Source organism: Gordonia ajococcus (assembly GCF_012974285.1).
In the GTDB taxonomy this organism is placed as follows: domain Bacteria; phylum Actinomycetota; class Actinomycetes; order Mycobacteriales; family Mycobacteriaceae; genus Gordonia; species Gordonia amicalis.
The window spans coordinates 1,991,576-2,013,257 of sequence record NZ_CP052884.1 but is presented as its reverse complement, the minus strand read 5'-3'; the positions used below and the strand labels follow the sequence as shown (position 1 = coordinate 2,013,257).

Annotated in this window: 18 protein-coding genes, 1 tRNA gene and 1 pseudogene; 9 read left to right on the top strand and 11 right to left on the bottom strand. The window is 68.7% G+C overall.

The genetic code is table 11. From position 1 onward, the window contains the following. The first annotated feature begins 59 nt into the window (after nucleotides 1–59). Both GAA2_RS09225 and GAA2_RS09220 read left to right on the top strand, forming a co-directional pair. On the top strand, nucleotides 60–485 hold the full coding sequence (locus GAA2_RS09225; protein ID WP_159406214.1) for an HIT family protein: 426 nt from the start codon (nucleotides 60–62) through the stop codon (nucleotides 483–485). Further along, nucleotides 482–1,257: pseudogene (locus tag GAA2_RS09220) on the top strand (SIR2 family NAD-dependent protein deacylase). Before GAA2_RS09225 ends, GAA2_RS09220 begins: the two are co-directional and overlap by 4 nt. Nucleotides 1,258–1,279: 22 nt before the next feature. On the opposite strand, the gene GAA2_RS09215 reads toward GAA2_RS09220, so the two are convergent. The 3 genes from GAA2_RS09215 to GAA2_RS09205 form a co-directional block, all read right to left on the bottom strand. Continuing rightward, a complete protein-coding gene (locus GAA2_RS09215; RefSeq protein ID WP_191834910.1) occupies nucleotides 1,280–5,434 on the bottom strand; it encodes an AAA domain-containing protein in 4,155 nt (1,384 codons plus the stop codon). A 73-nt stretch (nucleotides 5,435–5,507) separates the two neighbouring features. Next, nucleotides 5,508–5,798, bottom strand: coding sequence for a rhodanese-like domain-containing protein (locus GAA2_RS09210; protein WP_006437908.1), 291 nt, complete (start codon nucleotides 5,796–5,798; stop codon nucleotides 5,508–5,510). A 249-nt stretch (nucleotides 5,799–6,047) separates the two neighbouring features. Beyond that, nucleotides 6,048–7,817, bottom strand: coding sequence for a DEAD/DEAH box helicase (locus GAA2_RS09205; RefSeq protein ID WP_191834909.1), 1,770 nt, complete (start codon nucleotides 7,815–7,817; stop codon nucleotides 6,048–6,050). Between the two features lie 233 nt (nucleotides 7,818–8,050). Here GAA2_RS09205 and GAA2_RS09200 point away from each other — a divergent pair, with 233 nt between their 5' ends. The 4 genes from GAA2_RS09200 to GAA2_RS09185 all read left to right on the top strand — a co-directional run bounded on the left by GAA2_RS09200 (nucleotide 8,051) and on the right by GAA2_RS09185 (nucleotide 13,287). Further along, a complete protein-coding gene (locus GAA2_RS09200; protein ID WP_024498177.1) occupies nucleotides 8,051–9,838 on the top strand; it encodes an AMP-dependent synthetase/ligase in 1,788 nt (595 codons plus the stop codon). Nucleotides 9,839–9,944: 106 nt separating this feature from the next. Beyond that, nucleotides 9,945–11,171 (top strand): OpgC domain-containing protein, encoded by a 1,227-nt coding sequence (gene opgC, locus GAA2_RS09195; RefSeq protein WP_024498176.1) that lies wholly within the window; start codon nucleotides 9,945–9,947, stop codon nucleotides 11,169–11,171. Continuing rightward, complete coding sequence (locus GAA2_RS09190) at nucleotides 11,168–12,358, top strand: trans-sulfuration enzyme family protein (protein WP_024498175.1); 1,191 nt, start codon at nucleotides 11,168–11,170, stop codon at nucleotides 12,356–12,358. The genes opgC and GAA2_RS09190 overlap by 4 nt, the downstream gene beginning before the upstream one ends. 59 nt (nucleotides 12,359–12,417) lie before the next feature. Continuing rightward, nucleotides 12,418–13,287: a DUF1206 domain-containing protein gene (locus GAA2_RS09185; protein ID WP_024498174.1), complete on the top strand. Its 870-nt coding sequence runs from the start codon at nucleotides 12,418–12,420 to the stop codon at nucleotides 13,285–13,287. Here GAA2_RS09185 and GAA2_RS09180 read toward each other — a convergent pair. Further along, a complete protein-coding gene (locus tag GAA2_RS09180; RefSeq protein WP_191834908.1) occupies nucleotides 13,265–14,887 on the bottom strand; it encodes a methyltransferase in 1,623 nt (540 codons plus the stop codon). The two genes, GAA2_RS09185 and GAA2_RS09180, sit on opposite strands and share 23 nt — an antisense overlap. Nucleotides 14,888–15,235: 348 nt before the next feature. On the opposite strand from GAA2_RS09180, the gene GAA2_RS09175 reads away from it, so the two are divergent. Continuing rightward, entirely contained in the window at nucleotides 15,236–15,766 is a 531-nt protein-coding gene (locus tag GAA2_RS09175) for a hypothetical protein (RefSeq protein ID WP_191834907.1), read from the top strand. Nucleotides 15,767–15,808: 42 nt separating this feature from the next. On the opposite strand, the gene GAA2_RS09170 is transcribed toward GAA2_RS09175, so the two are convergent. Beyond that, nucleotides 15,809–15,890: transfer RNA gene (locus GAA2_RS09170), tRNA-Leu, on the bottom strand. A gap of 97 nt (nucleotides 15,891–15,987) precedes the next feature. Here GAA2_RS09170 and GAA2_RS09165 point away from each other — a divergent pair. Continuing rightward, entirely contained in the window at nucleotides 15,988–16,416 is a 429-nt protein-coding gene (locus GAA2_RS09165; RefSeq protein ID WP_191834906.1) for a transcriptional regulator, read from the top strand. After that, entirely contained in the window at nucleotides 16,413–16,763 is a 351-nt protein-coding gene (locus GAA2_RS09160) for a DUF3817 domain-containing protein (protein WP_191834905.1), read from the top strand. The genes GAA2_RS09165 and GAA2_RS09160 overlap by 4 nt, the downstream gene beginning before the upstream one ends. Before the next feature lie 143 nt (nucleotides 16,764–16,906). On the opposite strand, the gene rdgB is transcribed toward GAA2_RS09160, so the two are convergent. The 6 genes from rdgB to GAA2_RS09130 all read right to left on the bottom strand — a co-directional run bounded on the left by rdgB (nucleotide 16,907) and on the right by GAA2_RS09130 (nucleotide 21,680). Continuing rightward, nucleotides 16,907–17,524, bottom strand: coding sequence for an RdgB/HAM1 family non-canonical purine NTP pyrophosphatase (gene rdgB / locus GAA2_RS09155; protein WP_191834904.1), 618 nt, complete (start codon nucleotides 17,522–17,524; stop codon nucleotides 16,907–16,909). After that, nucleotides 17,524–18,279 carry a ribonuclease PH gene (gene rph / locus GAA2_RS09150; RefSeq protein ID WP_006437895.1) on the bottom strand — a complete coding sequence of 252 codons (756 nt, stop codon included), beginning with the start codon at nucleotides 18,277–18,279 and terminating at the stop codon, nucleotides 17,524–17,526. The genes rdgB and rph overlap by 1 nt, the downstream gene beginning before the upstream one ends. A 72-nt stretch (nucleotides 18,280–18,351) precedes the next feature. Next, the gene (locus GAA2_RS09145) at nucleotides 18,352–19,116 is read right to left on the bottom strand and encodes a cyclic nucleotide-degrading phosphodiesterase (RefSeq protein ID WP_159406206.1); all 765 of its coding nucleotides are present in this window, start codon (nucleotides 19,114–19,116) and stop codon (nucleotides 18,352–18,354) included. Nucleotides 19,117–19,196: 80 nt separating this feature from the next. Continuing rightward, on the bottom strand, nucleotides 19,197–20,027 hold the full coding sequence (gene murI, locus GAA2_RS09140; RefSeq protein WP_191834996.1) for a glutamate racemase: 831 nt from the start codon (nucleotides 20,025–20,027) through the stop codon (nucleotides 19,197–19,199). Then, nucleotides 20,024–20,656, bottom strand: coding sequence for a rhomboid family intramembrane serine protease (locus tag GAA2_RS09135; protein ID WP_159406205.1), 633 nt, complete (start codon nucleotides 20,654–20,656; stop codon nucleotides 20,024–20,026). The genes murI and GAA2_RS09135 overlap by 4 nt, the downstream gene beginning before the upstream one ends. A 52-nt stretch (nucleotides 20,657–20,708) precedes the next feature. After that, nucleotides 20,709–21,680, bottom strand: a complete 972-nt coding sequence (locus GAA2_RS09130; protein WP_159406204.1) for a PLP-dependent cysteine synthase family protein — start codon at nucleotides 21,678–21,680, stop codon at nucleotides 20,709–20,711. Nucleotides 21,681–21,682 lie beyond the last annotated feature (2 nt).

The window sequence follows — 21,682 nt, the reverse complement described above, 5'->3', positions numbered from 1 at the left end:
AGTCTGCGTCCGTCGCGAGGTGCCCCGGCACACATCGCCCGTGCCCTAGAGTCGGGCGCATGAGCAGTTGCATCTTCTGCGCCATCGTCGCGGGCACGGCTCCGGGCCGGATCGTCTACTCCGACGACGATGTCGTCGGTTTCCTCGACATCCGGCCGATCACACGCGGGCACACCCTGCTGGTCCCCCGCGTCCACTCGTCCGGCCTCGACGACCTCGACCCGTCCCTCGGGGCGGCCCTCTTCGCCGCCGGCCAGCGGGTCGGGTCGGCCATGAGGTCCGGACCGATGGCCGCGGACGGGGTCAACCTGGCCCTCAACGACGGCCGGGCCGCCTTCCAGACCGTCTTCCACACCCATCTGCACGTCGTGCCCCGCCGCGACGGCGACAAGCTCAGCTTCGCCAAAGGGCTCGTCGTGCGCCGCGACCCGAACCCCGACGAGACCGCCGACCTCGTCCGCGCATCCCTCGAGGCCACGGGATGACCGGCCTGATCATCCCCGAGGCGGTGATCGATCTCGTCCGGGACGCCGAGTGGATCACCGTCTTCAGCGGGGCCGGCATGTCCGCCGAGAGCGGGATCGCGACCTTCCGCGACGCGCAGACCGGACTGTGGGAGACCTTCGATCCGGCCGAACTCGCCACCCCGGAGGCGTGGGAACGAGACCCCGCCCTCGTCTGGGGCTGGTACCGCTGGCGCGCCCGCGAGGTCCTTGCCGCCGAACCGAACGCCGGACACCGCGCACTCGCCGAACTCGGCGCCTCCCGCACCGTCATGGTCGTCACCCAGAACGTCGACGACCTGCACGAGCGCGCCGGAAGCGACGTGGTCAGCCACCTCCACGGAAGCCTCTTCGCGCCGCGCTGCTCGGTGTGTCACACCCCCTACGACGGCCCGGACGCACGGCCCTCACCGACCGATCCCGACACCGAACACGTGCAACCCCGGGTGACGCCGCCGACCTGTCCGCGCTGCGGCGGCGACGTCCGCCCCGGTGTCGTCTGGTTCGGCGAGGCACTGCCGACCGACGACTGGCAGCGCGCCGATCAGGCGTTCCGCGCGGGTGAGGTGGTGATCGTCGTCGGCACGAGCGGCATCGTCTATCCGGCCGCGTCACTACCGAACGTGCTGTACGCGAAGGCATCCCGGTCATCGAGTTCAATCCCGCCGAATCGTCGGTGTCCGAGTTGGTCACCCACAGTCTGCGGGTCCCGGCCGCCGCGGGGCTGCCGGCCCTGCTCCGCGCGCTGGACTGACGACCCGCGTCACTTCCCGCGTTCAATCACCCACGGTCAGGTCGATCGGGGTCCACGTCGGCACGTCCTCCGCGGCCGGCCGCTCGGTGAGCGAACCGGGCTTGCAGCCGCGCGCCTCGAGGGCCGCGGCCACCGCGTCGATCACCCGGTCCGGATCGAGTTCGAACTCCGACTCGCGGACCCGCGCGAATTCCCATCCGCAGCGCCGCAACTCACGCTCGCGCTCCAGATCCGAACGGGCCTGACGCCCGGTCCCCGGGAACGCGTCGGGATCGCATTCGACGGCCATCCGCGCGTCGGCGCCGAGTACCACCAGGTCGATGATGCGGTTGTTGACGGTCACCTTCGGGGTGACGTGATAGCCGAGTGCCGCGAGGCGGTTGAACACCCGCTGTTCGAGCAGGTTGTCGAAGGGTTCGACACGACGGTCGTCGGGCACGTCGGTCGGCATCGGGCTGATCGCGAGACCCTCGTGGGCGGTGAAGTACGACAGCAACGAGTACCGGAGATCGTTGTGCCGCAAGTCGTCCAGGCCGATCGAGTGGAACAGCCAGACCTGGTCCATGGCCCGGGTGGCCGCGACGTTGATCCGTCGCTGCGACTCGGCGCGGGTCAGTGCCGAGATCGCCGATGGGTCGGAGACCACCATCGACAGGAAGACGACGTGGCGCTCGTCGCCCTGGAAGTCCGGCGGGGTGCCCACCCGGATGCGCCGGGTGCGCCACGCCTGCGCGTCGAGTCCCTCACGCAGGGCCCGCTCGAGCGCCTCGGCCTGCTTGGTGCCCTGCAGTGCGATCACGCCGAAATCCCGGCCGTCGTAGGCAGGATCGCCCAGACACCGCCGGAGGGCCTCGACGATCGCCTCCACCTCGGCGTCGTTGACCAGTCCGGATCCGCTTCCGGTGGCCTGACCGTCGACGGCGACCGTCCGCAACGGCTCGAGCCGGTCCGAACCGTACTGCCGCACCGGGATCAACGGCGCGTTGCCGTAGAACTGCTGCGACGAGAACTCGATGATCTCCGGCATCGACCGGAAATGCTCGCGCAGCCCGACCACGTTGCCGAACCGACTGCGGAGCAACGAGAACAGACTCGACCGCGGGGTGAGTCCGTCGCGGAGGTAGGTCGGCAGATCCGGGAGCGCCGCGTCGAGTTCGGCGAAGGCGTCGTCGAGCGTGGTGCCCGCGAGTCCCACCGGCGCACACTGCTTGTCGTCGCCGACGACGATGATCCGAGGCGCCAGCCACAGCAGGAAGGAACTCGTGATGTCGGCCTGCGACGCCTCGTCGACGATGACGACGTCGAAGGAGTGCCGCCGCGGCGGAAGCGTCTCCGCCACCTGGCTGATCGACATGATCCAGGCCGGGATCGCGTTCTGCGCCACCGACATCGCCTCGCGCGCCGCACGTCGGAAACGGTTCGCGTGCTTACCCGATCCCTTGCCGAGGTTGATCATGTGGTCGCGGTAGGACTGCAGCGCCTGGATCTCGCCGGTCGTGGTGCGCACCAGCAACTCCCGCCAGGCACGTGCCGAGGCGAGCCGGGTGGTCAACTGGGCGATGTCGACCTCGATGGCATCCAGGTCGGCCTGTATCCGGGCTTCGGAATGCGGATCGCTGCGCTCGGACACCCAGGTGTGGGCGTACCTCCACGCCCAGGCGGCGGCCATCTCCCGCGCACGATCCGACCAGACCGGATCGGAGGGCGTCGCCCACATCGTCCGGGCCAGTTCCGGGGCGCGACTCTTCAGACGCAGTTCGAGCAGATCGAGGGCGGTCTCCGCGTTCGCCTGCTCCCGGGCCCGGAGGAATGCCCTGCGCGCCGAACGGATCGCGTCGGCATCGGCGGTACCGAGCGCGGCGAGCAGCGCGTCCCCCTCGGGCGAGGGACCTTTCTCCAGCTCGGCGGCGAGCCCGTAGGCGCAGTCGGCGAGCTCACGTTCGGCCAGGGCGGCGTCGTTGGCGGCCGCGATCGACCCGGCCTGCTCGGCCACCTCGGCGATCTCGCCGACGCTGCGGGGTCGCGGGCCGCCGGGGCTGATGGCCTCGAGTTCGTGGACGAGGCGGTCGCGGCCGGTGACCAGCCGCGAGATCCACGCCAGCTGGAAGTCGAGTCGGACGAGCTGATCGACCTGCGCGGACCGGGACCCGGAGGCGTCGACGGGTACATGGAGATCGGCCAGGATGCGATGAACCTGGTGGACGGCGTCGACGACCGTCAGGTGGTCGGCGACGCGCCGCAACGATGCCTCGTCGGTCGGGACACGACCGTCGACCGTCGCCCGCACCGGCGATTCCTCGACCGCTCGCTGCTGCGGAGATCGACGTAGCCGGCCCCGCCACTGGCCGCCGTCCGCCAGATGGTCGGCCGCCGCGTCGAACAACGCCGCATCGCCCGGTCGGTCTCCGTCGACGAGGACCGTGTGGGCGCCCAGCTCGCGGTCGCGCCGAGCGGCCTCGGCGATCACCGGGGACAGCGTCGTCACCCGCGACCACAGGTGGGCTGCGCGGCCGGCCAGCAGACGGTCGGCCATGTCGACCATCGGGGCGGGGAACGACGACACCTCACCGGCGGCCACGCCCAGCTCCTCGCAGAGCTGCTTGATGGAGAGCAGTCGTTCGCTGTCGACGCCGTCGAGAGACGGCAGCAACGATTCTGCGCCGTGATGGGGCTCGTGGGGGCGGGCGGCGATCCGCGCGCAGATGGTGTCCATCTCGGCGGGCTCCGGCAGACGGCCGGCGAGGTCGGGGAACCGCTGGGTCAGCCGGCCGGTGTCGCCGCCGGTCACCTTCAGCAGTTCGACGAGCCGGGAGAACTCGCCGGAGTCGAGCGGCGGGACCGCACCGTCGAGTCCCGGTGGCATCCAGTCATAGCGCTCGGCGTCGCGCTTGACCTGGCGCACGATCTCGGCCGGGGTGCCGCGGTAGTCCCCCGCCACCCACTCGTGGACCTCGGTCTCTCCCGCCCGGAGATCCCAGAGCGCACGCATGATCTGGTCGCGCTGGTGCAGGGCGTGGTCGCGGCGGGCCTCGAGGTCGGCGATCTCGGCGTCGGCGACGGACATCGAGAACGCCGACTTGCGTGCCGCGAGGTTCTCGACCACCGACACGATGGTCTCGGCACGGTCCTGGGAGATGTCGGCGATCGACACCGTGAGTTCCCGCAGCGCGGGCGGGAGCATGTCCCGCAGCACGTGGAGCGCGTGCGCCTTCTCACTGACGACCAGCACGCGCTGACCCTTCGCCAGCAGCGCCGACGTCACGTTGGCGATGGTGTGCGTCTTGCCCGTCCCGGGCGGTCCCTCGACCACCACCCCGCTGTCGTTGCCCAGCCGGACCAGCACGTCCCGCTGCTCGACGTTCGACGGTAGCGGGAAGAGCGCGTCGGCGATGAGACGTCGGGGCGAGAGCACATCGGGGTCGTCCAGGGCGGCGAGCCGGTCCTCGGCGTCGATCGGCCTGACGAGCTGGGCCAGACCGACGGGCACGCTCGAGCCCTCGTCGCGCAGGTCGTCGATGATCGCGTCGTAGAAGGCGAGCGAGTTCTCGACGCCGCGGCGCCGCAGGACGATCGCCGGCCGCATGTCGAGCGCGAGGGTGGCGCGGTCCGCGTCGATCTCGATCTCGCCCAGCCACTCACCCACGAGGTCGGTGACCTTCTTCACGACCACGGACGGCTGCTCGGCGAGTCTGGTCCGGGTCTTCACCGCTCCCGCGAGTTCCAGTCCGTCGACCGCGGCGAGGAGATGGGTGTCGTGCATCGTCGGCGCGGATCCCGCGCCGAGTGACAGCCGGATGGCGCCGGACCCGTCGCGGTCGGCGACCACGGCCTGGGTGAGCAGATGCTCGCGGACCAGGGGTTCGGCGCCGGCATCGTCGTGAACCGTGACCAGAGCGTTGGCCAGGACGAGTTCGAGCGTGTCGGGACTCGCGGACAGTTCGTCAACGAGGCGTGCGACATCGGCGTGGACCGCGTCGGCGGAACCGATCTCGACGACGACCTGCCCCGGCGCGGCCGCGGGCCGTACCGGGACCGGCGTCGAGGCGCCGACCCAGACGTGGCCGGCGTGGTCGTCGATGTCCCGGACATCCCCGGAGCGCGAGCGGACGACGTCCCGCAGGAACGCCATCAGCCGGGCGACCTGGTCTCGCAGCGTCTCGCGAGTGTCATCCTGCATCCGATGGGTTCCTCTCGTAGCCGGCGTTCCTACGCTACCAAGCCGCTGGTCAGAGGAACGGTGGTGGAACCTCTCAGGTGGTCGAGCGGAGCGCGCGGTACCCGCCGTCGACGTAGCGGACGTTGGTGTACCCCAGGTCGGCGATCTGCTCGGCGATGCGCGGCGCCTCCGAACTCACCGACACCACGGCGATCTCCGTGTCGCGCGCGATCTTTTTGCGTCGCGCCTCACCGGCGTCCCGGATGACCGGGAAGGTTCCGGTCGGGGTGGGACTCAGGAGGTCGGGAAGCTCGCTGGGTTCGACCACGAAGGCACCGGGAAGACTGCCCTGGTGGCGCACCACCTGCGGGCGGGCATCCACCATGACCGCGTTCCCTGCGCGGCTGTGGTCAATTGCTTCGGCTGCTGAAATTGCACTCACCACTGACACTGGTGACTCACCAATCCTGTGCTCACTCGTAATCGTCTGTCACATCCACCGGCGTATCCGCCGATCGGGATGGACACCTTGAAGACCCCCGCTTCAAGGTTACGGAATGATCTCGGTTTGACAAGTTCCGTCACTGCCATTGCGGCACGCCGAGCGAAAACCCCCGCTCGGCTCAGTGCGGTATCAGGACCGGCGACTGCGACCCGCGACCCGCGGAGACGGCCGCTTGCCCCAGTTGTCACGCCCACCCTGCGGTCCGCCGCGCTTGCCGCCGCGGGTGCGCGGGGAGCCGAGGTCCTTCCGGATGTCGATCGGGTTCTTACCGATCTTGGTGTGGCGGAGCGACGACAGGGTCTCGTTGTCGAGGTCGTCGGGCAGCTCGACGAGACTGAAGTCGTCGCGGATGCTGATGTTGCCGAAGTCCGCGCGGGTCAGGCCGCCCTCGTTCGCGATCGCGCCGACGATCGCACCCGGGGACACCTTGTGCTTGCGGCCGACCGCGATGCGGTAGGTGGCGAAGCTCGCACCGGGCCGGCGCGGGGTGCGCTCCCGTTCACGGTTCGCCCGCTTCTCCGACTCCGGCGGATCGGGCGACAGGAGGAACCCGCCGTCGCGTGTCTCGAGGGCCAGCGCGGCAGCGATGTCGGCCATCGCCACGTCGTTGTCGCGGGCGTAGTTCTCGATGAGACCGCGGAACAGGTCCAGGTTGTCCGAGGACAGGTTCTGGGTGATCGACTCGCCGAACTTCGCGACACGCTGCGCGTTCACGTCGTCGACGCTGGGCAGGCCGATCTCGGTCAGTTCCTGACGCGTCGCCCGTTCGATCGCACGCAGCAGGTGGCGCTCACGCGGCGAGACGAAGAGCAGCGCGTTGCCCGAACGTCCGGCGCGGCCGGTGCGTCCGATCCGGTGCACATACGACTCGGTGTCGTGCGGGATGTCGTAGTTCACGACGTGGGAGATCCGGTCGACGTCGAGACCGCGAGCGGCCACGTCGGTGGCCACGAGGATGTCGATCGAGCCGTTCTTGAGCTGGTTGATGGTCCGCTCGCGCTGCGCCTGAGCGAGGTCGCCGTTGATCGCGACCGCGGACAGTCCGCGCGAACGGAGCTTCTCCGCGAGCTCCTCGGTCGCCTGCTTGGTGCGGACGAACACGATCATCGCATCGAATTCCTCGACCTCGAGGAATCGGGTCAGCGCGTCGAGTTTGCGCTGGTGGGACACCTGCAGATAGCGCTGCGTGATGTTCTGCGCGGTCGCCGTCTTGGACTTGACGGTGATCTCCTGCGGCGACTTCAGGTAGCGCTGGGCGAGCCGGCGGATCGAGCTGGGCATGGTCGCGGAGAACAGCGCGACCTGCTTGGTGTCCGGAGTCTCGGCGAGGATGCGCTCGACGTCCTCGGCGAAGCCCATCGTGAGCATCTCGTCGGCCTCGTCGAGCACGAGGAACTCGAGTCCGGAGATGTCGAGGGTCTTCTTGTCGAGGTGGTCGATGACACGACCGGGCGTGCCGACGATCACCTGCGCGCCGCGCCGCAGGCCCGCGAGCTGCACACCGTAGGACTGTCCGCCGTAGATCGGCAGGACCTTCACCTCGGGCATGTGCGCGGAGTAGCGACCGAAGGCCTCGGACACCTGCAGAGCCAGTTCACGCGTGGGCGCGAGGATCAGTGCCTGGGGCGTGCGGGCGGAGGTGTCGAGCCGCGAGAGGATCGGGATCGCGAAGGCGGCGGTCTTGCCGGTGCCGGTCTGCGCCAGGCCGACGACGTCGCGGCCGTCCATCAGCGGCGGGATCGTCGCCGCCTGGATCGGCGAGGGGGTCTCGTAGCCGACGTCGGTGATCGCGGCGCGGACTCGCGGCTCGATGCCGAGATCGTCGAACGAACCACCAGGGGCGTCTTGTGCGGAGGTGTCAGCCGGCGCGCTGTGCTCGCCTTGTTCGGAAGTGCTCATGCGCGGGTCTCATTCATCGGACTCAACTGTAATCGCACCACCCCGGAATGTCGGCATCGTGCCACGATCGCGTCACATAGCGCAGCTGAACAGCGAGTAAGGCACTATTGGCGGCACGTGTGATGCATCACACCGATACTGGTACTGTCAGTGCCACTCAAACGGCGTAGTGCCCGGTCACCGCGGAACTGACGCCGGAAATGTCCAGATATAGTTGCCGTCACAGGAGTGCCATGCAGCAGCAGTACGCCACCCCGTCTGATCTCACGATCGACGAGAAGGCGAACCTCGTCGACTCGATCCTTCGTTATCGGACCGAGCGGCCCACGATGCCTCTCTTCCGCAAGCGCTCCCACAATCAGTGGATCAACGTCACCGCGAAGCACTTCGCCGACGAGGTCGACGCGGTCGCCAAGGGACTCGTCGCGTCGGGCATCGAGCCCGGCGACCGCGTGGCGATCCTGTCGTCGACGCGGTACGAGTGGACCGTTCTCGACTACGCCATCTGGCGCGCGGGCGCGTGCACCGTCGCCATCTACGAGACCTCGGCCCCCGATCAGGTGCAATGGATCCTCGAGGACTCCGGAGCCAAGCTCCTCTTCGTCGAGGACCAAGGCCATTACACCAAGCACATCCGGGTGATCGACGAGACGCCGACACTCAAGGAAACCCTGGTCATCGACGAGCACGCGCTGCCGACGATCACCAAGCGCGGCGCGAAGACGGCCGACGACGAACTCGACCGCCGCTACGCGAATTCGCTGTCGTCCGATGCCGCGACCCTCATCTACACCTCGGGCACCACCGGTCGTCCGAAGGGTGTCCTGCTCACCCACGCCAACTTCATGGCCGAGTGCGCCGCCACCCGCGACGCCGTCGGCGCCGGTCTGGCGGAGGGCAAGACCACTCTGCTGTTCCTCCCGCTCGCCCACGTCTTCGCACGCGTCATCGCGGTGGCCAGCGTGGAGAACGGGGTCATCCTGGGCCACACCAACGACATCGCCAATCTCGTCAACGATTTCGCGGTCTTCAAGCCGCACTACGTGCTGTCGGTGCCGCGCGTGTTCGAGAAGGTCTACAACTCGGCCAAGCAGAAGGCCTACGACGGCGGCAAGGGCTCCATCTTCGAGAAGGCAACCGACACCGCCATCGAGTACAGCAAGGCCACCGAGGACGGCAAGGTCGGCCTCGGCCTGAAGCTCCGCCACGCCTTGTTCGACAAGCTCGTCTACGGCAAGCTCCGTGCAGCTCTCGGCGGCCAGTGTGAGGGTGCGATCTCCGGTGGTGCACCGCTCGGCGCCCGCCTCGGCCACTTCTTCCGCGGCGTCGGCATCCCGGTCTACGAGGGCTACGGCCTGTCGGAGACCACGGCCGCGGTCACCGCGAACAACGAGGAACACCAGAAGGTCGGCTCGGTGGGCCGCCCGGTTCCCGGTGTGACGGTCGCCATCGCCGACGACGGCGAGATCCTCCTCAAGGGGCCGGTCGTCTTCGGCGGCTACTGGCGCAACGAGGCCGCGAGCGCCGACGCGATCCGCGACGGCTGGTTCCACACCGGTGACATCGGCACCCTCGACGACGGCTACCTCTTCATCACCGGCCGCAAGAAGGAGCTGATCGTCACCGCGGGCGGCAAGAACGTCTCCCCTGCTCAGCTCGAGGACTCGATCCGCGCCCATCCGATGATCAGCCAGTGCCTGGTGGTCGGCGACAACAAGCCGTTCATCGCCGCACTGATCACCATCGACCCGGAGGCCGTGCCGGGCTGGCTGGAGCGTCACCATCTGCCCGCCGACACCCCGCTGTCGGAGCTGATCGAGAATCCGGACCTGAAGGCCGAGATCGACGCCGCGGTGAAGGACGCCAACAGCAAGGTCTCCAACGCCGAGGCGATCAAGAAGTTCACCATCCTCGACACCGACTTCTCGATCGAGACCGGTGAGCTGACGCCGACGCTGAAGCTCAAGCGCAACGTCATCCACGACGCGCACAAGCAGGCGATCGCCGACCTCTACACGTAGGCGCCCGCGTCGGATACACGCAGGCGTCCACTCGTCAGCGATTTCCGTCACGACTCACCGCGGCCCGGGATGACTCCGGGCCGCGGTGAGTTCTATCTTCAGATCAATGTCTCAAGAACGAGGGTCTGGGAACCGAGATCTCGCCATCGACGCCACCCGCGGGGTGGCGATCTGGAGCATGGTCACCGCACACTTCGCCACCGACGCCCCGCTGGCGTCTCCCACGCACGCGTTTCCCTACGTCGACGGCATGTCGGCATTCGTCATGCTCTCGGGCATCGTGCTGGGCCTCGTGTACCAGCGCTGGGCGACGCGCCACGGGTTGCGGTACGCCTACGTCCGGCTGGCCAAACGGATCGCGGTCCTCTATGTGTGTCAGCTGGTCATCGCGCTGGTCGCCGTCGCGGCAGCACTCGCGGGGCACCGCTGGCTGACGCTCCTGCTCCCGGTCGACGGCTGGATCGACGGCATCTGGCTCTCGGTGACGATGCAGTACCTGCCGAGCGGCGGGAACATCCTGCTCCTCTACATGGTGCTGATGGTCTCGGCGTTCGCCCTGTTCCCTCTCCTCCAGCGTGGCTGGTGGGCGTGGACCGTCGCCGTTTCCCTGGCGTTGTACGTACTCTCGCTCGTCTGGTCCCCGGACTGGTTCTACGTCAGCGCCTACCAGGCGGCCCCCCACATCCAGAACGTGGCGGGATGGCAGATCATGTTCATCCCGTCGGTGGTGATCGGCTGGAACTGGTCCCGCTGGCGTGTCCCGGAGTTCATCGACCGCTGGCTCGTCGTCATCGTCGCGGTCGCGGTGACGGTCGCGCTGTTCTTCCACTACGGAGTCGACGTCGGGCCATGGGCGCACCTCGAGCCCACCATCGCCGACAAGCTGGACTTCCGGCCCGCGCGTGCCATCGGCGCCTATCTGGCGATCCCGGCCATCTACGGAGTCTTCCGGCTGCTGCTCCGGTGGTGGCATCACGACTGGCTGCGTCCGCTGGTGATGACCGGGACCCGGAGCCTCGACTCGTACGTCATCCAGGCGATCGCGCTGGTCGTCGTACCCATTCACATCGCTCACCGCCCGTGGGACACGATCACGATGCAGGCCGTCGCGCTACTGGTCTTCGGCATCTGCTGGGCGTGGGCCGAGTTCCGGTACTTCACCCACATCGACAAACTGCACAAGGTCCCCGGACGAGTCGTGCGTGGCGTCCTGCCACACCGTGACGCAGCCGAGCCGGGTCCCGTCACCGACGACGCCCCTGGTGTCGAGACCTATCTCGAACCCGGAGTGCCGGCCGACGATCAGCCGCAACCGACAGGAGCACATGCATGACCAGCGAGACCATCCCCGGTGACATGACACGCAGCGTGCATTCCGGGAACGACTCGTCGGGTCCGTCGGTCCGCACGCCCATCACGATGGCGAACTCGTATCACCTGCCGCCCGAACCGGAACAGATGAGCTGGTCGGGTACCGAGCAGCTGTTCTACACGCGCAACACCGGCGCGAACCAGGTCGCGCTTCAGGAGAAGCTCGCCGCACTCGAGGAGGCCGACGACGCGGTGGTCCTGGCGTCCGGCGTCGCGGCGCTGCACGCGGTGTTCTTCACCTTTCTCTCGACCGGCGACCACGTCGTCGTCTCGGACACGACCTACGAGGCGACGTGGAAGCTGTGGGCGGAGCTGTTGCCGGACAAGTACGGGATCGAGGCGACCTTCGTCGACATCACCGATCCCGACAACGTCCGGGCGGCACTGCGTCCCACCACGCGGCTGGTGGCGGTCGAGACGATCGCGAATCCGACGACGAAGGTCGGGGACATCGCGGCGCTCGCCGACATCGCGCACTCCGCCGACGCCCTGCTGCTCGTCGACTCGACCTTCACCCCACCTCCCCTGTACCGGCCGCTCGCCGACGGCGCCGACCTCGTCGTGCATTCGCTGACCAAGTACATCAACGGTCACGGTGACGCGATGGGCGGCGCGGTGCTCGGTCGGTCCGAACTGATCGGCCGGATCAGAGAGCAGGCGATGGTCGACGTCGGCGGCGTGATCTCTCCGTTCAACGCGTGGCTGATCGCCCGTGGTGCCATCACCCTGCCGCTGCGACTGGCCCAACATCAGCGCAACGCCGAACGCGTCGCCGCCTTCCTCGACGCCGATCCGCGCATCGCCTTCGTGCGCTATCCCGGTCTCACCTCCCATCCCGAACACGAGCTGGCGGCACGCCAGTTCGGCGGACGCGGGTTCGGCGCGATGATGGCCTTCGCCGTCCGCGGGGACTCGGCGACCCAGAACCGTTTCGTCGGAGCCCTGAAGGTGATCACGTCGGCGGTGTCGCTCGGCCACGACGAGTCGCTCATCGTCCACGTCGGACCCGAAGGCCCTCGCGTCGCCGTCTATCCCGAGCCGTTTCGGCAATGGGGGCACCTGAGATTCTCCGTCGGCCTGGAAGACGCCGACGATCTGATCGCCGACCTCGCCCAGGCTCTCGACGCAACCTTCCCGAGCGCCGGCTGAGCGCGCGTATCGTTCGAGGCGCCGGCCTCTCGTTCACCCCCCGGCGAAAGGCGGCGGCGATGTCAGGCAACCCGGTCATCGGCGCGGTCGATCGCGCCACCGAGAGCCCGTGGTTCGAGCATGTGGCGCGTGCCGGCCACGCCCTCAGCGGGCTCCTCCACCTGCTCATCGCCTACATCATCGTGCGACTCGCATTCGGTGACACCGGGACGGCCGACCAGTCCGGGGCGCTGGGGATCTTCGCCGGCAACCCCGGGGGCCGGCTCGCGCTGTGGGTGGCCGCCGCGGCTTTCGCCGGCCTCGCCCTGTGGCGCATCGCGGAGGCGATCCTCGGGCCGCACCCGACGGAGCCCGGCAAGGAGAACGACGGTGCCCAGGACTGGCTGGACCGCGGGAAAGCACTGTCGCTGGCCGTCGTCTACGTCGGATTCGCCTGGACGGCCGTGCGATTCGCTCTGGGTAACGGCCAGTCGAGCGGAAAGCAGAACGCCGGACTCACCGCACGCCTGATGGAATCCGGCGGTGGGAAGTTCGTGGTGGTGGTGGCCGGCCTGATCATCATCGGCGTCGGCGTCTACCACGTGTACAAGGGCGCGAGCCGCTCGTTCCTCGATGACCTCAAACCCCCCATCGGTCGCTCGACCTCCGATGACGTCACGACATCCCGGGCCGGGGCGTCCGGCGACCGGGCCGCGACCATCGCCGGGGTGGTCGGATACTGCGGCAAGGGGCTCGTGCTGATCGGTACCGGCATCCTGGTGATCGTCGCGGTGGCGACCGCCGACCCGTCGAAGGCGAGCGGGATCGACGGGACGGTCAAATCACTGGCCGGGCTGCCCGCCGGACAGGTGCTGATGATCCTCGCTGCGATCGGTATCGCCGCCTACGGCGTGTACTGCTACTGGCTCACCCGTTACGCACGGATGTGACCGACCCCGGCAGCTCTCCGTCGGCCTCGTAGAGAATCCCGCGTCCGATCGCCTCGCGGACCACCGGCAGTGCCGCGGTGGCCAACGCATCGGCGTCGACACCGTGGAAGCCGGCGAGCAGCTCGATCAGGGCGTGGAGCGGAACCTGCCCGCGACATCCGGCGAGCAGTGCGCGTGACACCTCGTCGACGCCGAGAACCGCGGCGGGACCGCCGGGGCGGCGGACGGCGGCCCCGACCTGTTGCCACCCGTCCTCGCCGGGCAGCGAGTGTTCCTCGAGCATCACCGGCGCGACCGAGAGTCGCTTGTCCAGAAGTTCCGCGTCGGAGGTCTCGCGCAGGTATCGCCTGCGGGCCAGGAACGCCTGTGCCTCCGGGCCGGTGACCTCTTCACCGGCACCGGTGATCTCCTCGATCACGACGTCGGGTTCCCGGTCCTCCCCCGCCTCCGGTGCGCGGACGGTGATGGAACCCATGCCGATGGCCACGATGTCGTTGTCGTCGAACCACTCGAGCCACTGCTCCCCGCGGCGGGCCGCGGCCTGTTCGTCCTCCCCGGCGTCGGAGAGCCACAGGGACACGTAGCTGATCGGATCGGCAGCCTCCCGCTGGACGACCCAGGCATCGAGGCCGGTTCCGTCGAGCCATCCGCGGACCCGGTCACGCCAGTCCGCACCGTCGCGGATGATCCAGTTGGCCAGGATCTGGGCGGTGCCGCCCGGGTTGAGGTGCGCCGGCAGCTCGCGGATGAGCTGCTCGCACAGCGCATCTCCGACGACGCCGGAGTCCCGGTAGATGTAGTCCTGACTGCCGGTCCCGACGACGAACGGCGGGTTGGAGACGATGAGGTCGAAGCGCTCCCCGGCCACGGGTTGGAACATGCTGCCGGCGCGCAGATCCCACGACATCCCGTTGAGGCGGGCGGTCGCCCGCGCCAGTGCCAGCGCCCGTTCGTTGGTGTCGGTGGCGACGATCTCCTCGCAGTGCGAGTTCAGGTGCAGCGCCTGGATGCCGCACCCGGTGCCGATGTCGAGGGCCCGTCGCGCCGGTTCGCGAATGATCGCGCGCGCCAGGGACATCGAGGCCCCACCGATGCCGAGCACGTGGTCGCGGGCCACGGGACCGGGCCGCATGGCGGCGTCCTGATCCGCTACGACGAGGAAGTCGTGGGTCTCGTCGGCGTGCGGGCGGATGTCGAGGCTCGCGCGTATCGCTCCGCCGTCGAGCCGGGTGAGGACGCCCTGGGCGACGAGTGCGTCGACGCCGGCGGACGGGAACGCTTGGGCGACGACGTCTTCCGCTTCGTCCGAACCGAGCAGGAAGAGCCGGATGACGGTCGCGAGGCGCGACTCACCGGCACCGCCGTCGCGCTGTTCCGCCGCGGTCGCGGCCACCGCGGGCCACCACACCCCGCGCAGCAGTGCGGCGTGGACATCCTCACCGAGGAGTTCGGTCACGCCGTCGGTCGTGTAGCCCGCAGCGCGGAGGTCGGCACCCAGGGCGTCGACGACCGTGTCGTCGGTGAGCGGGTGGACGACCGTGTCGTCGACGAGCGGATGAGGGGAGGGATGTCGCGCTGTCACCTCGTCGAGGCTACTCATCGTCCGACAATCGACGATCGTGGAGACCCTCGTCGTCAGCAGCCGGACCCCACGCCTGGATCCACCGTCCGGGACCGGTGGATCTCGGCTCGACGTGCAGACTTCGATCGAGGTCTGCAGGTCGAGCCGACGTCGACCTGTCACGGCTTGGGGGTCTGCTCCGAGAAGAGCCGGGCCCGGCACCGATCCGGCAGAGGCAAGAATTCCGGAGCGGCAACGATTCGGTCCCATTCGGGATGACAACGCCTGTATTCAGTATGATCACCCCTACGGCCTGGTCAAACGTGCCATTTCGGTGCGTTCGGCCACCCGGAGAGCACATTCCCTGACCGGAAGGACGGCAACGCGATGAGCGCACCGGAGAGCAGCGGCGATCGCGCGAGCGACGCGGTGGACACGGAGAAGGATGTCGTCGACGCCGATCTGCCGACCGATGACGAGGACGCAACGGTGGAGATCGCCCCGGAGGTGCTCCTCGCCGAAGACAGCAGCACCGACGACGCCGCCCCGGTCGAGGAGGCCCCGGTCGAGGAGGCCCCGGTCGAGGAGGCCACGGCCGAGGACACCCCGCTCGACGCTCCGGTTGACGAAGCGACCACCGAGCAGTCCGAGGAGTCCGGCGCGGACGACCTCGCCGACGCCGCGGATCTGGAGGGTGTGCACGTGTCGTCGCGGGTGCGCGTGACGCTGGAGGACGGCACGACGCGCGAGGGTGAGATCGTCGACGACTTCGCCGACCTCGCTCCCGGCGACCAGACCGTCGAGGCGCGCATTGACGAGGATCACACCGCCCGGCTGCGGCGCTGGGCGATCTCGACCGACGACCACGACATCGTCTTCGCCGACGACGACGCCGTCGAACTCCTGAACGTCTCGTAGCAGCAATGCGCGCCATCGGCGCACATCTTCTACGAAATCCGGTGCGCGAGGGGGGACTTGAACCCCCACGTCCGTAGACACTGGAACCTAAATCCAGCGCGTCTGCCAATTCCGCCACTCGCGCTCGGTGCGTTCCCGGCGTAGAACCGGGCTCTGCACTGTAACCGCGACCACCCTACCGGCCGCGTTCTGATCATCGCAGGCCAGGTACCTTGAAAGGTATGTCCTCGTCCCCCCGTCGCACGCACCGGCCGGCTCTCGTGGTGCTGACCGTGGTCGCCGCGGCGGCGTGTCTGATCCTCGCCTGGTGGCAGTGGTCGCGCTTCGAGTCGTCATCCGGCAGCGGCCAGAACCTCGGTTACGCATTGCAGTGGCCCGCCTTCGCGATCGCCGTGATCTACGCCTACCGACGATTCGTCGTCCTCGAAAGGGACCCGGAGGAAGCACGTAAGGCCGCGGCGGACGCGCGTGCCGCGGCCGAGATCCCCGAGGGCATCCTCCCCGAGCGCCCGACCACGCCGAGCGCATCGTCTCTCGCGACCGACCACGATCCGGTCAAGGACGCAGCACTCATCGAATACAACCGCTACCTGGCCGAGCTCAGATCGGCCGACACCACCGACGCCCCGTCATCGAAAGGCCCGCAGTGACCGAGACCGCATCCACCGCTTCTGCCCGCACCGCCCCGGTGGAGAAGGTCCGTGGGGCCCTGTTGAGGTACCGCGTCCTGGCCTGGATCACCGGCGTCTGGCTGCTTCTGCTCGTCGCCGAACTGATCCTGGCGTACGGCTTCGACAACAAGGCGCTCGACTTCGTGCCGATCGTCCACGGGTGGGTCTACTTCGTCTACCTGATCATGGCGATCGACCTGGCGATCAAGGTGCGTTGGCCCGCGGGCAAGACGATCATCACCGCGATCGCCGGCACCATTCCGTTCCTGTCGTTCTGGTTCGAGCACAAGCGCACCCGGGAAGTGAAGGCGCAGTTCAACCTCTGACCCTTCGAGGCTCGTCGCTACGCTCCTCGCGCCTCAGGGAGCGGGGACGGCGAGCGCCTCAGGGAGCAGTGGCGGCGAGCGCCTCAGGGAGCAGTGGCGGCGAGCGCCTCAGGGAGCGGTGGCGGCGAGGGTACCGGCCCAGCTCAGGAGTTCGCGAGCGCCCGCAGGGCCGGGACCAGCTGTGCCAGCGCCTTGCCACGGTGACTCAGCGAGTCCTTCTCCTCCGGGGTGAGTTCGGCCGACGACCGGCCCGCGGCCGGCTCGTCATCGGGCGCGAACAGCGGGTCGTAGCCGAAACCGTTCGGTCCGCGCTCGGCCCGCAGCACCCGCCCGCGCCACTCCCCGCGCACGACCGTCTCGGTCCCGTCCGGCAGCACCAGCGCGCATGCCGACACGAACGCCGCACCGCGTCGTTCGTCCGGGGTGTCCGACAGCTGGGCCAGTAGCAGGGCATTGTTGGCATGGTCGTCGCCGTGCCTGCCCGACCAGCGCGCCGACAGCACTCCGGGCATACCGTTCAGTGCGTCCACCGAGATCCCGGAATCGTCCGCGAGACAGGGCAATCCGGTGGCACGCACACCCGAGCGCGCTTTGATCAGCGCGTTCTCCTCGAAGGTCGCACCGTCCTCGGGTTCCTCGGGGTACTCGGGCACATCGTCGAGACCGAGGATCTGCAATCCGGTGATCCCCGCGGCGTCGACGACGCGCTGCAGCTCGGCGAGCTTCTTGCGGTTACGGCTCGCGAGCAGGACCTTCGACATCAGGCGTTGCCCGGAAGCTGACCCGGGTACGGCTCGGCGAGCACCGCACGCTGAGCCTCGAAGAGCTTCTGTGTCCCGACCGCGGCGACGTCGAGGAGCGCATCGAGTGTCGACCGTGCGAAGGTCGCTCCCTCTCCGGTGCCCTGTACCTCGACGAGGGTACCGGCGTCGGTGGCGACGACGTTCATGTCGACCTCGGCCCGGGAGTCCTCTTCGTAGGGCAGGTCCAGACGGACACGGCCGTCGACGACACCCACACTCACCGCGGCGATGGCACACGAAAGCGGTTGGGGGTCAGACAGTTTGCCGGCTGCACGGAGATAGGTGACGGCGTCGGCGAGGGCCACGTAGGCACCGGTGATCGCGGCGGTGCGGGTGCCGCCGTCGGCCTGCAGGACGTCGCAGTCGAGGGCGATGGTGTTCTCCCCCAGGGCGGCGAGATCGATGCAGGCCCGCAGGGACCGCCCGACGAGTCGGCTGATCTCGTGGGTGCGGCCGCCGATCGAGCCCTTGACCGATTCGCGCTTGTTCCGCTCGTGCGTGGCCGCCGGGAGCATCGAGTACTCGGCGGTCAGCCAGCCGAGGCCCGATCCGCGGCGCCACGGCGGCACGCCCTCGGTCACGCTCGCGGTGCACATCACGCGGGTCTGCCCGAACTCCACCAGCACCGATCCCGCGGGATGGCTGGTGAAGCCGCGGGTGAAGGAGATGGGACGCAGTTCGTCGTCGGCTCGGCCGTCAGCTCGTGTGGTCACGGGTCCAACTGTAACGACCACGGTCGGACGCCTCATGACCCACTCGACTGTGACCCACTGACGCTGGGCGCCCTAGAGCAGGTCGATGACCTGTCCCTGCCGGACCAGATCGACCGGCCCGGAGAACGTACGGCGCGCCTCGGCGAGGATCTCCGCCGAATCCGTCCACGGCGCCACGTGAGTGATCGCCAGCGACCGCACATTCGCCTTCGTCGCGGCCTCCCCCGCCTCGATCCCCGACAGATGGAGATCCGGTGGACGTTCCGATGGCGAGTGCGTCCACGACGCCTCGCACAGGAACAGGTCGGCGTCGGCGGCGAGGTCGATGAGTTCGTCGCAGGGAGCGGTGTCACCGCTGTAGGCGATGACCTGGCCCTCCGGCCCGGTGATGCGCAGCCCGAAAGTGGACGGGGGGTGGTTGACGTTCATCGCCTTGATACGCATGCCGCCGAGGGTCACCTCGAGACCGTCGCGCCACTCCTGGACGTCGAAGGTGTCGGTGATGTCGTCGACCTGGCCGGGATACTCCGACGAGCCGTAACCGATCCGCAGCGCGGTGCCCGGCGGGCCGTAGAGAGGCGCACGTTCCTTCGCCGGCGACGGTGCATAGCGTCGCCAGACGAGCATGGCCGGCAGGTCCAGACAATGGTCGGCGTGCAGGTGGCTGAGCACCACCGCAACGCTGTTCGGATCGGTGACCCGCTGCAGCTCGCCGAACACCCCCGGTCCGCAGTCCAGCAGCACCGGCTGCTCGCCGGGGACGGAGAGCAGGTAGCCCGAGCACGCCGCCCCCGGACCGCCCACACTGCCCGAACATCCGAGGACCGTGAGACGCATACGCCCTACTGTGCCATGCCCGCGCCTTCTGCTGTCGGGTTACCGGGTCACAAGTGAGCCGCGAAGATTGCCCGAGTCGGCTAAAGGTGCTGCACGGCACCGACGACGGGCCCGAGGAACCGTCGCGACAATTTCGCGAACATCTCCGGGTCGCCGGTCGCCTGGAAGACGCGCGACGCCTCCCGGCCGGTGTGCGGATGCAGCAGGTCGTTCTCGGTGAGGACGCGGAAGAGGTCCTTGGCCGTCTCCTCGGCGCTGGACACCAGCGTCACCTCGTCGCCCATCGCGAGCTGCAGGACCCCGGTCAGCAGCGGATAGTGGGTGCAGCCCAGCACGACCGTGTCGACGCCGGCCTGCTGGAGGGGTTCGAGGTAGCCCTGCGCCAGACCCAGGATCTGCCGCCCGCTGGTGATCCCGCGTTCGACGAAGTCGACGAAGCGCGGGCAGGGTACGGCGGTGATCACCGCGTCACGGGCGGCGGCGAACGAATCCTCGTATGCGCGTGAGGCGATCGTCGCCTCGGTGCCGAGCACACCGATCCGGCCGTTCTTGGTGGCGACCACCGCACGACGCACCGCGGGGAGCACGACCTCGATCACCGGGATCGGCGCGTATCGCTCACGCGCGTCGCGTAGGCATGCGGCCGATGCGGTGTTGCAGGCGATGACGATCGCCTTGACACCCCGCTCGGCCAGATCGTCGCCGATCGCGAGGGCGTGCTTGCGGATCTCGGGGATCGTCAGCGGCCCGTACGGGCCGTTCGCAGTGTCGCCGATGTAGACGATGTCCTCGTCGGGCAGCAGGTCCATGATGGCGCGGGCGACGGTCAGACCGCCCACGCCGGAGTCGAAGATCCCGATGGGTGCCTCGGGATCGGCGGCCCAGACGGGCGCCGTGGGTTGTGCGGCTATGACGCCACCCCCGGGGTCACGGTGCGTTGCCGCTTCTTGCGGTCACGCGCGGCGAGGAACCAGGCGGCGAGCACGCCGGCGATCGCGCCGAACAGATGCGCCTGCCACGAGACGAGCGGATTCGTCGGCAGCACGCCCCAGAGGATCGAGCCGTAGATCAGGAAAAGCACCACGCCGCCGAGGATCTGCCACAGGTCCCGGTTGAACAGTCCGCGCACGATGAGGAAGGTGAGCCAGCCGAAGATGATGCCCGACGCGCCCACGGTGATCGAGTAGGGCGCGGCGAAGAGCCACACTCCCAGACCGGAGATCACCCAGATGATGCCGGTGACGACGAGGAACCGCTGGGTCATCAGCACCAGGAAACAGAGCACCGCCCCGGGCATGAGGTTGGCGAACAGGTGCTCCCAGTCGGCGTGCAGCATCGGCGCCCAGAGGATGCCGTCGAGCCCGTCGACCTGGCGGGGCTCGATTCCGTTGGAGTCGAGGTCGTACCGGGTGGCCGCGTCGATCAGCTCGATGACGAACAGCGCCGCGATGATGCACACGGTGGTGATCAACGAACGCAACCAGAGCGGGCGGGAGCGCCGCTGCGGCTCCTGCCCAACCGGCGAGGTGTACGACGTCATGGCCATTATCTCTTCGGGTCTCGACTCTTGTGGATGGCGTCCCGGGGGCCGGTCACGCCCAGAGCTGACCTTCGAGTGCCTGCTCCGCGTCGTCCAGGCTACCTTCGTAGACCCCGGTCGACAGATACTTCCACCCCGCGTCGGGCACCACGAAGCCGATGTCGGCGCGCGACCCCTCCTTCATGGCCCGGCGGCCGATACCGCGCGCGGCCTGCAGGATCGCGCCGGTGGAGATGCCCGCGAAGATTCCCTCGAGGTCGATCAGTTCACGCACCCGGGCGACCGCGTCGACTCCGGTGACCGAGAACCGGCGCGTCAGCACTGATTCGTCGTAGAGCTCCGGGATGAATCCCTCGTCGATGTTGCGCAGGCCGTACACCTCGTCGCCGTAGCGGGGTTCGGCCGCGACGATCTCGATCTCCGGATTGCGTTCACGCAGAAAACGTCCGACGCCCATCAGCGTCCCGGTGGTGCCCAGACCGGCGACGAAGTGGGTGATCTCCGGCAGGTCGGCGAAGAGCTCCGGGCCGGTCCCCTCGTAGTGGGCGGCGATGTTCGCGACGTTGCCGTACTGGTACAGCATCACCCAGTCGGGGTTCTCCGATGCCAGCTTCTTCGCCACGGCCACCGCGGTGTTCGATCCGCCCGGGGCCGGCGAGGAGATCACCTTCGCGCCGAACATGCGCAAGAGCGACCGACGCTCCTCGGAGGTGTTCTCGGGCATCACGCAGATCAGTTGATAGCCCTTGAGTTTCGCGGCCATCGCCAGCGAGATCCCGGTGTTGCCACTGGTGGGTTCGAGGATCGTCGAACCCTCGTGCAGCAGCCCGTCGCGTTCGGCCTGCTCGATCATGCGCAGCGCCGGGCGGTCCTTGATGGAGCCGGTCGGGTTGCGGTCCTCGAGTTTGGCCCAGAGTCGCACGTGGGGCCCGTCGGCCGAGTCGTCCCAGCGCGGGGACAGCCGCGGGAGACCGATCAGCGGGGTGTTGCCGACCGAGTCGATGAGTGAGTCGTAGCGTGTCACGC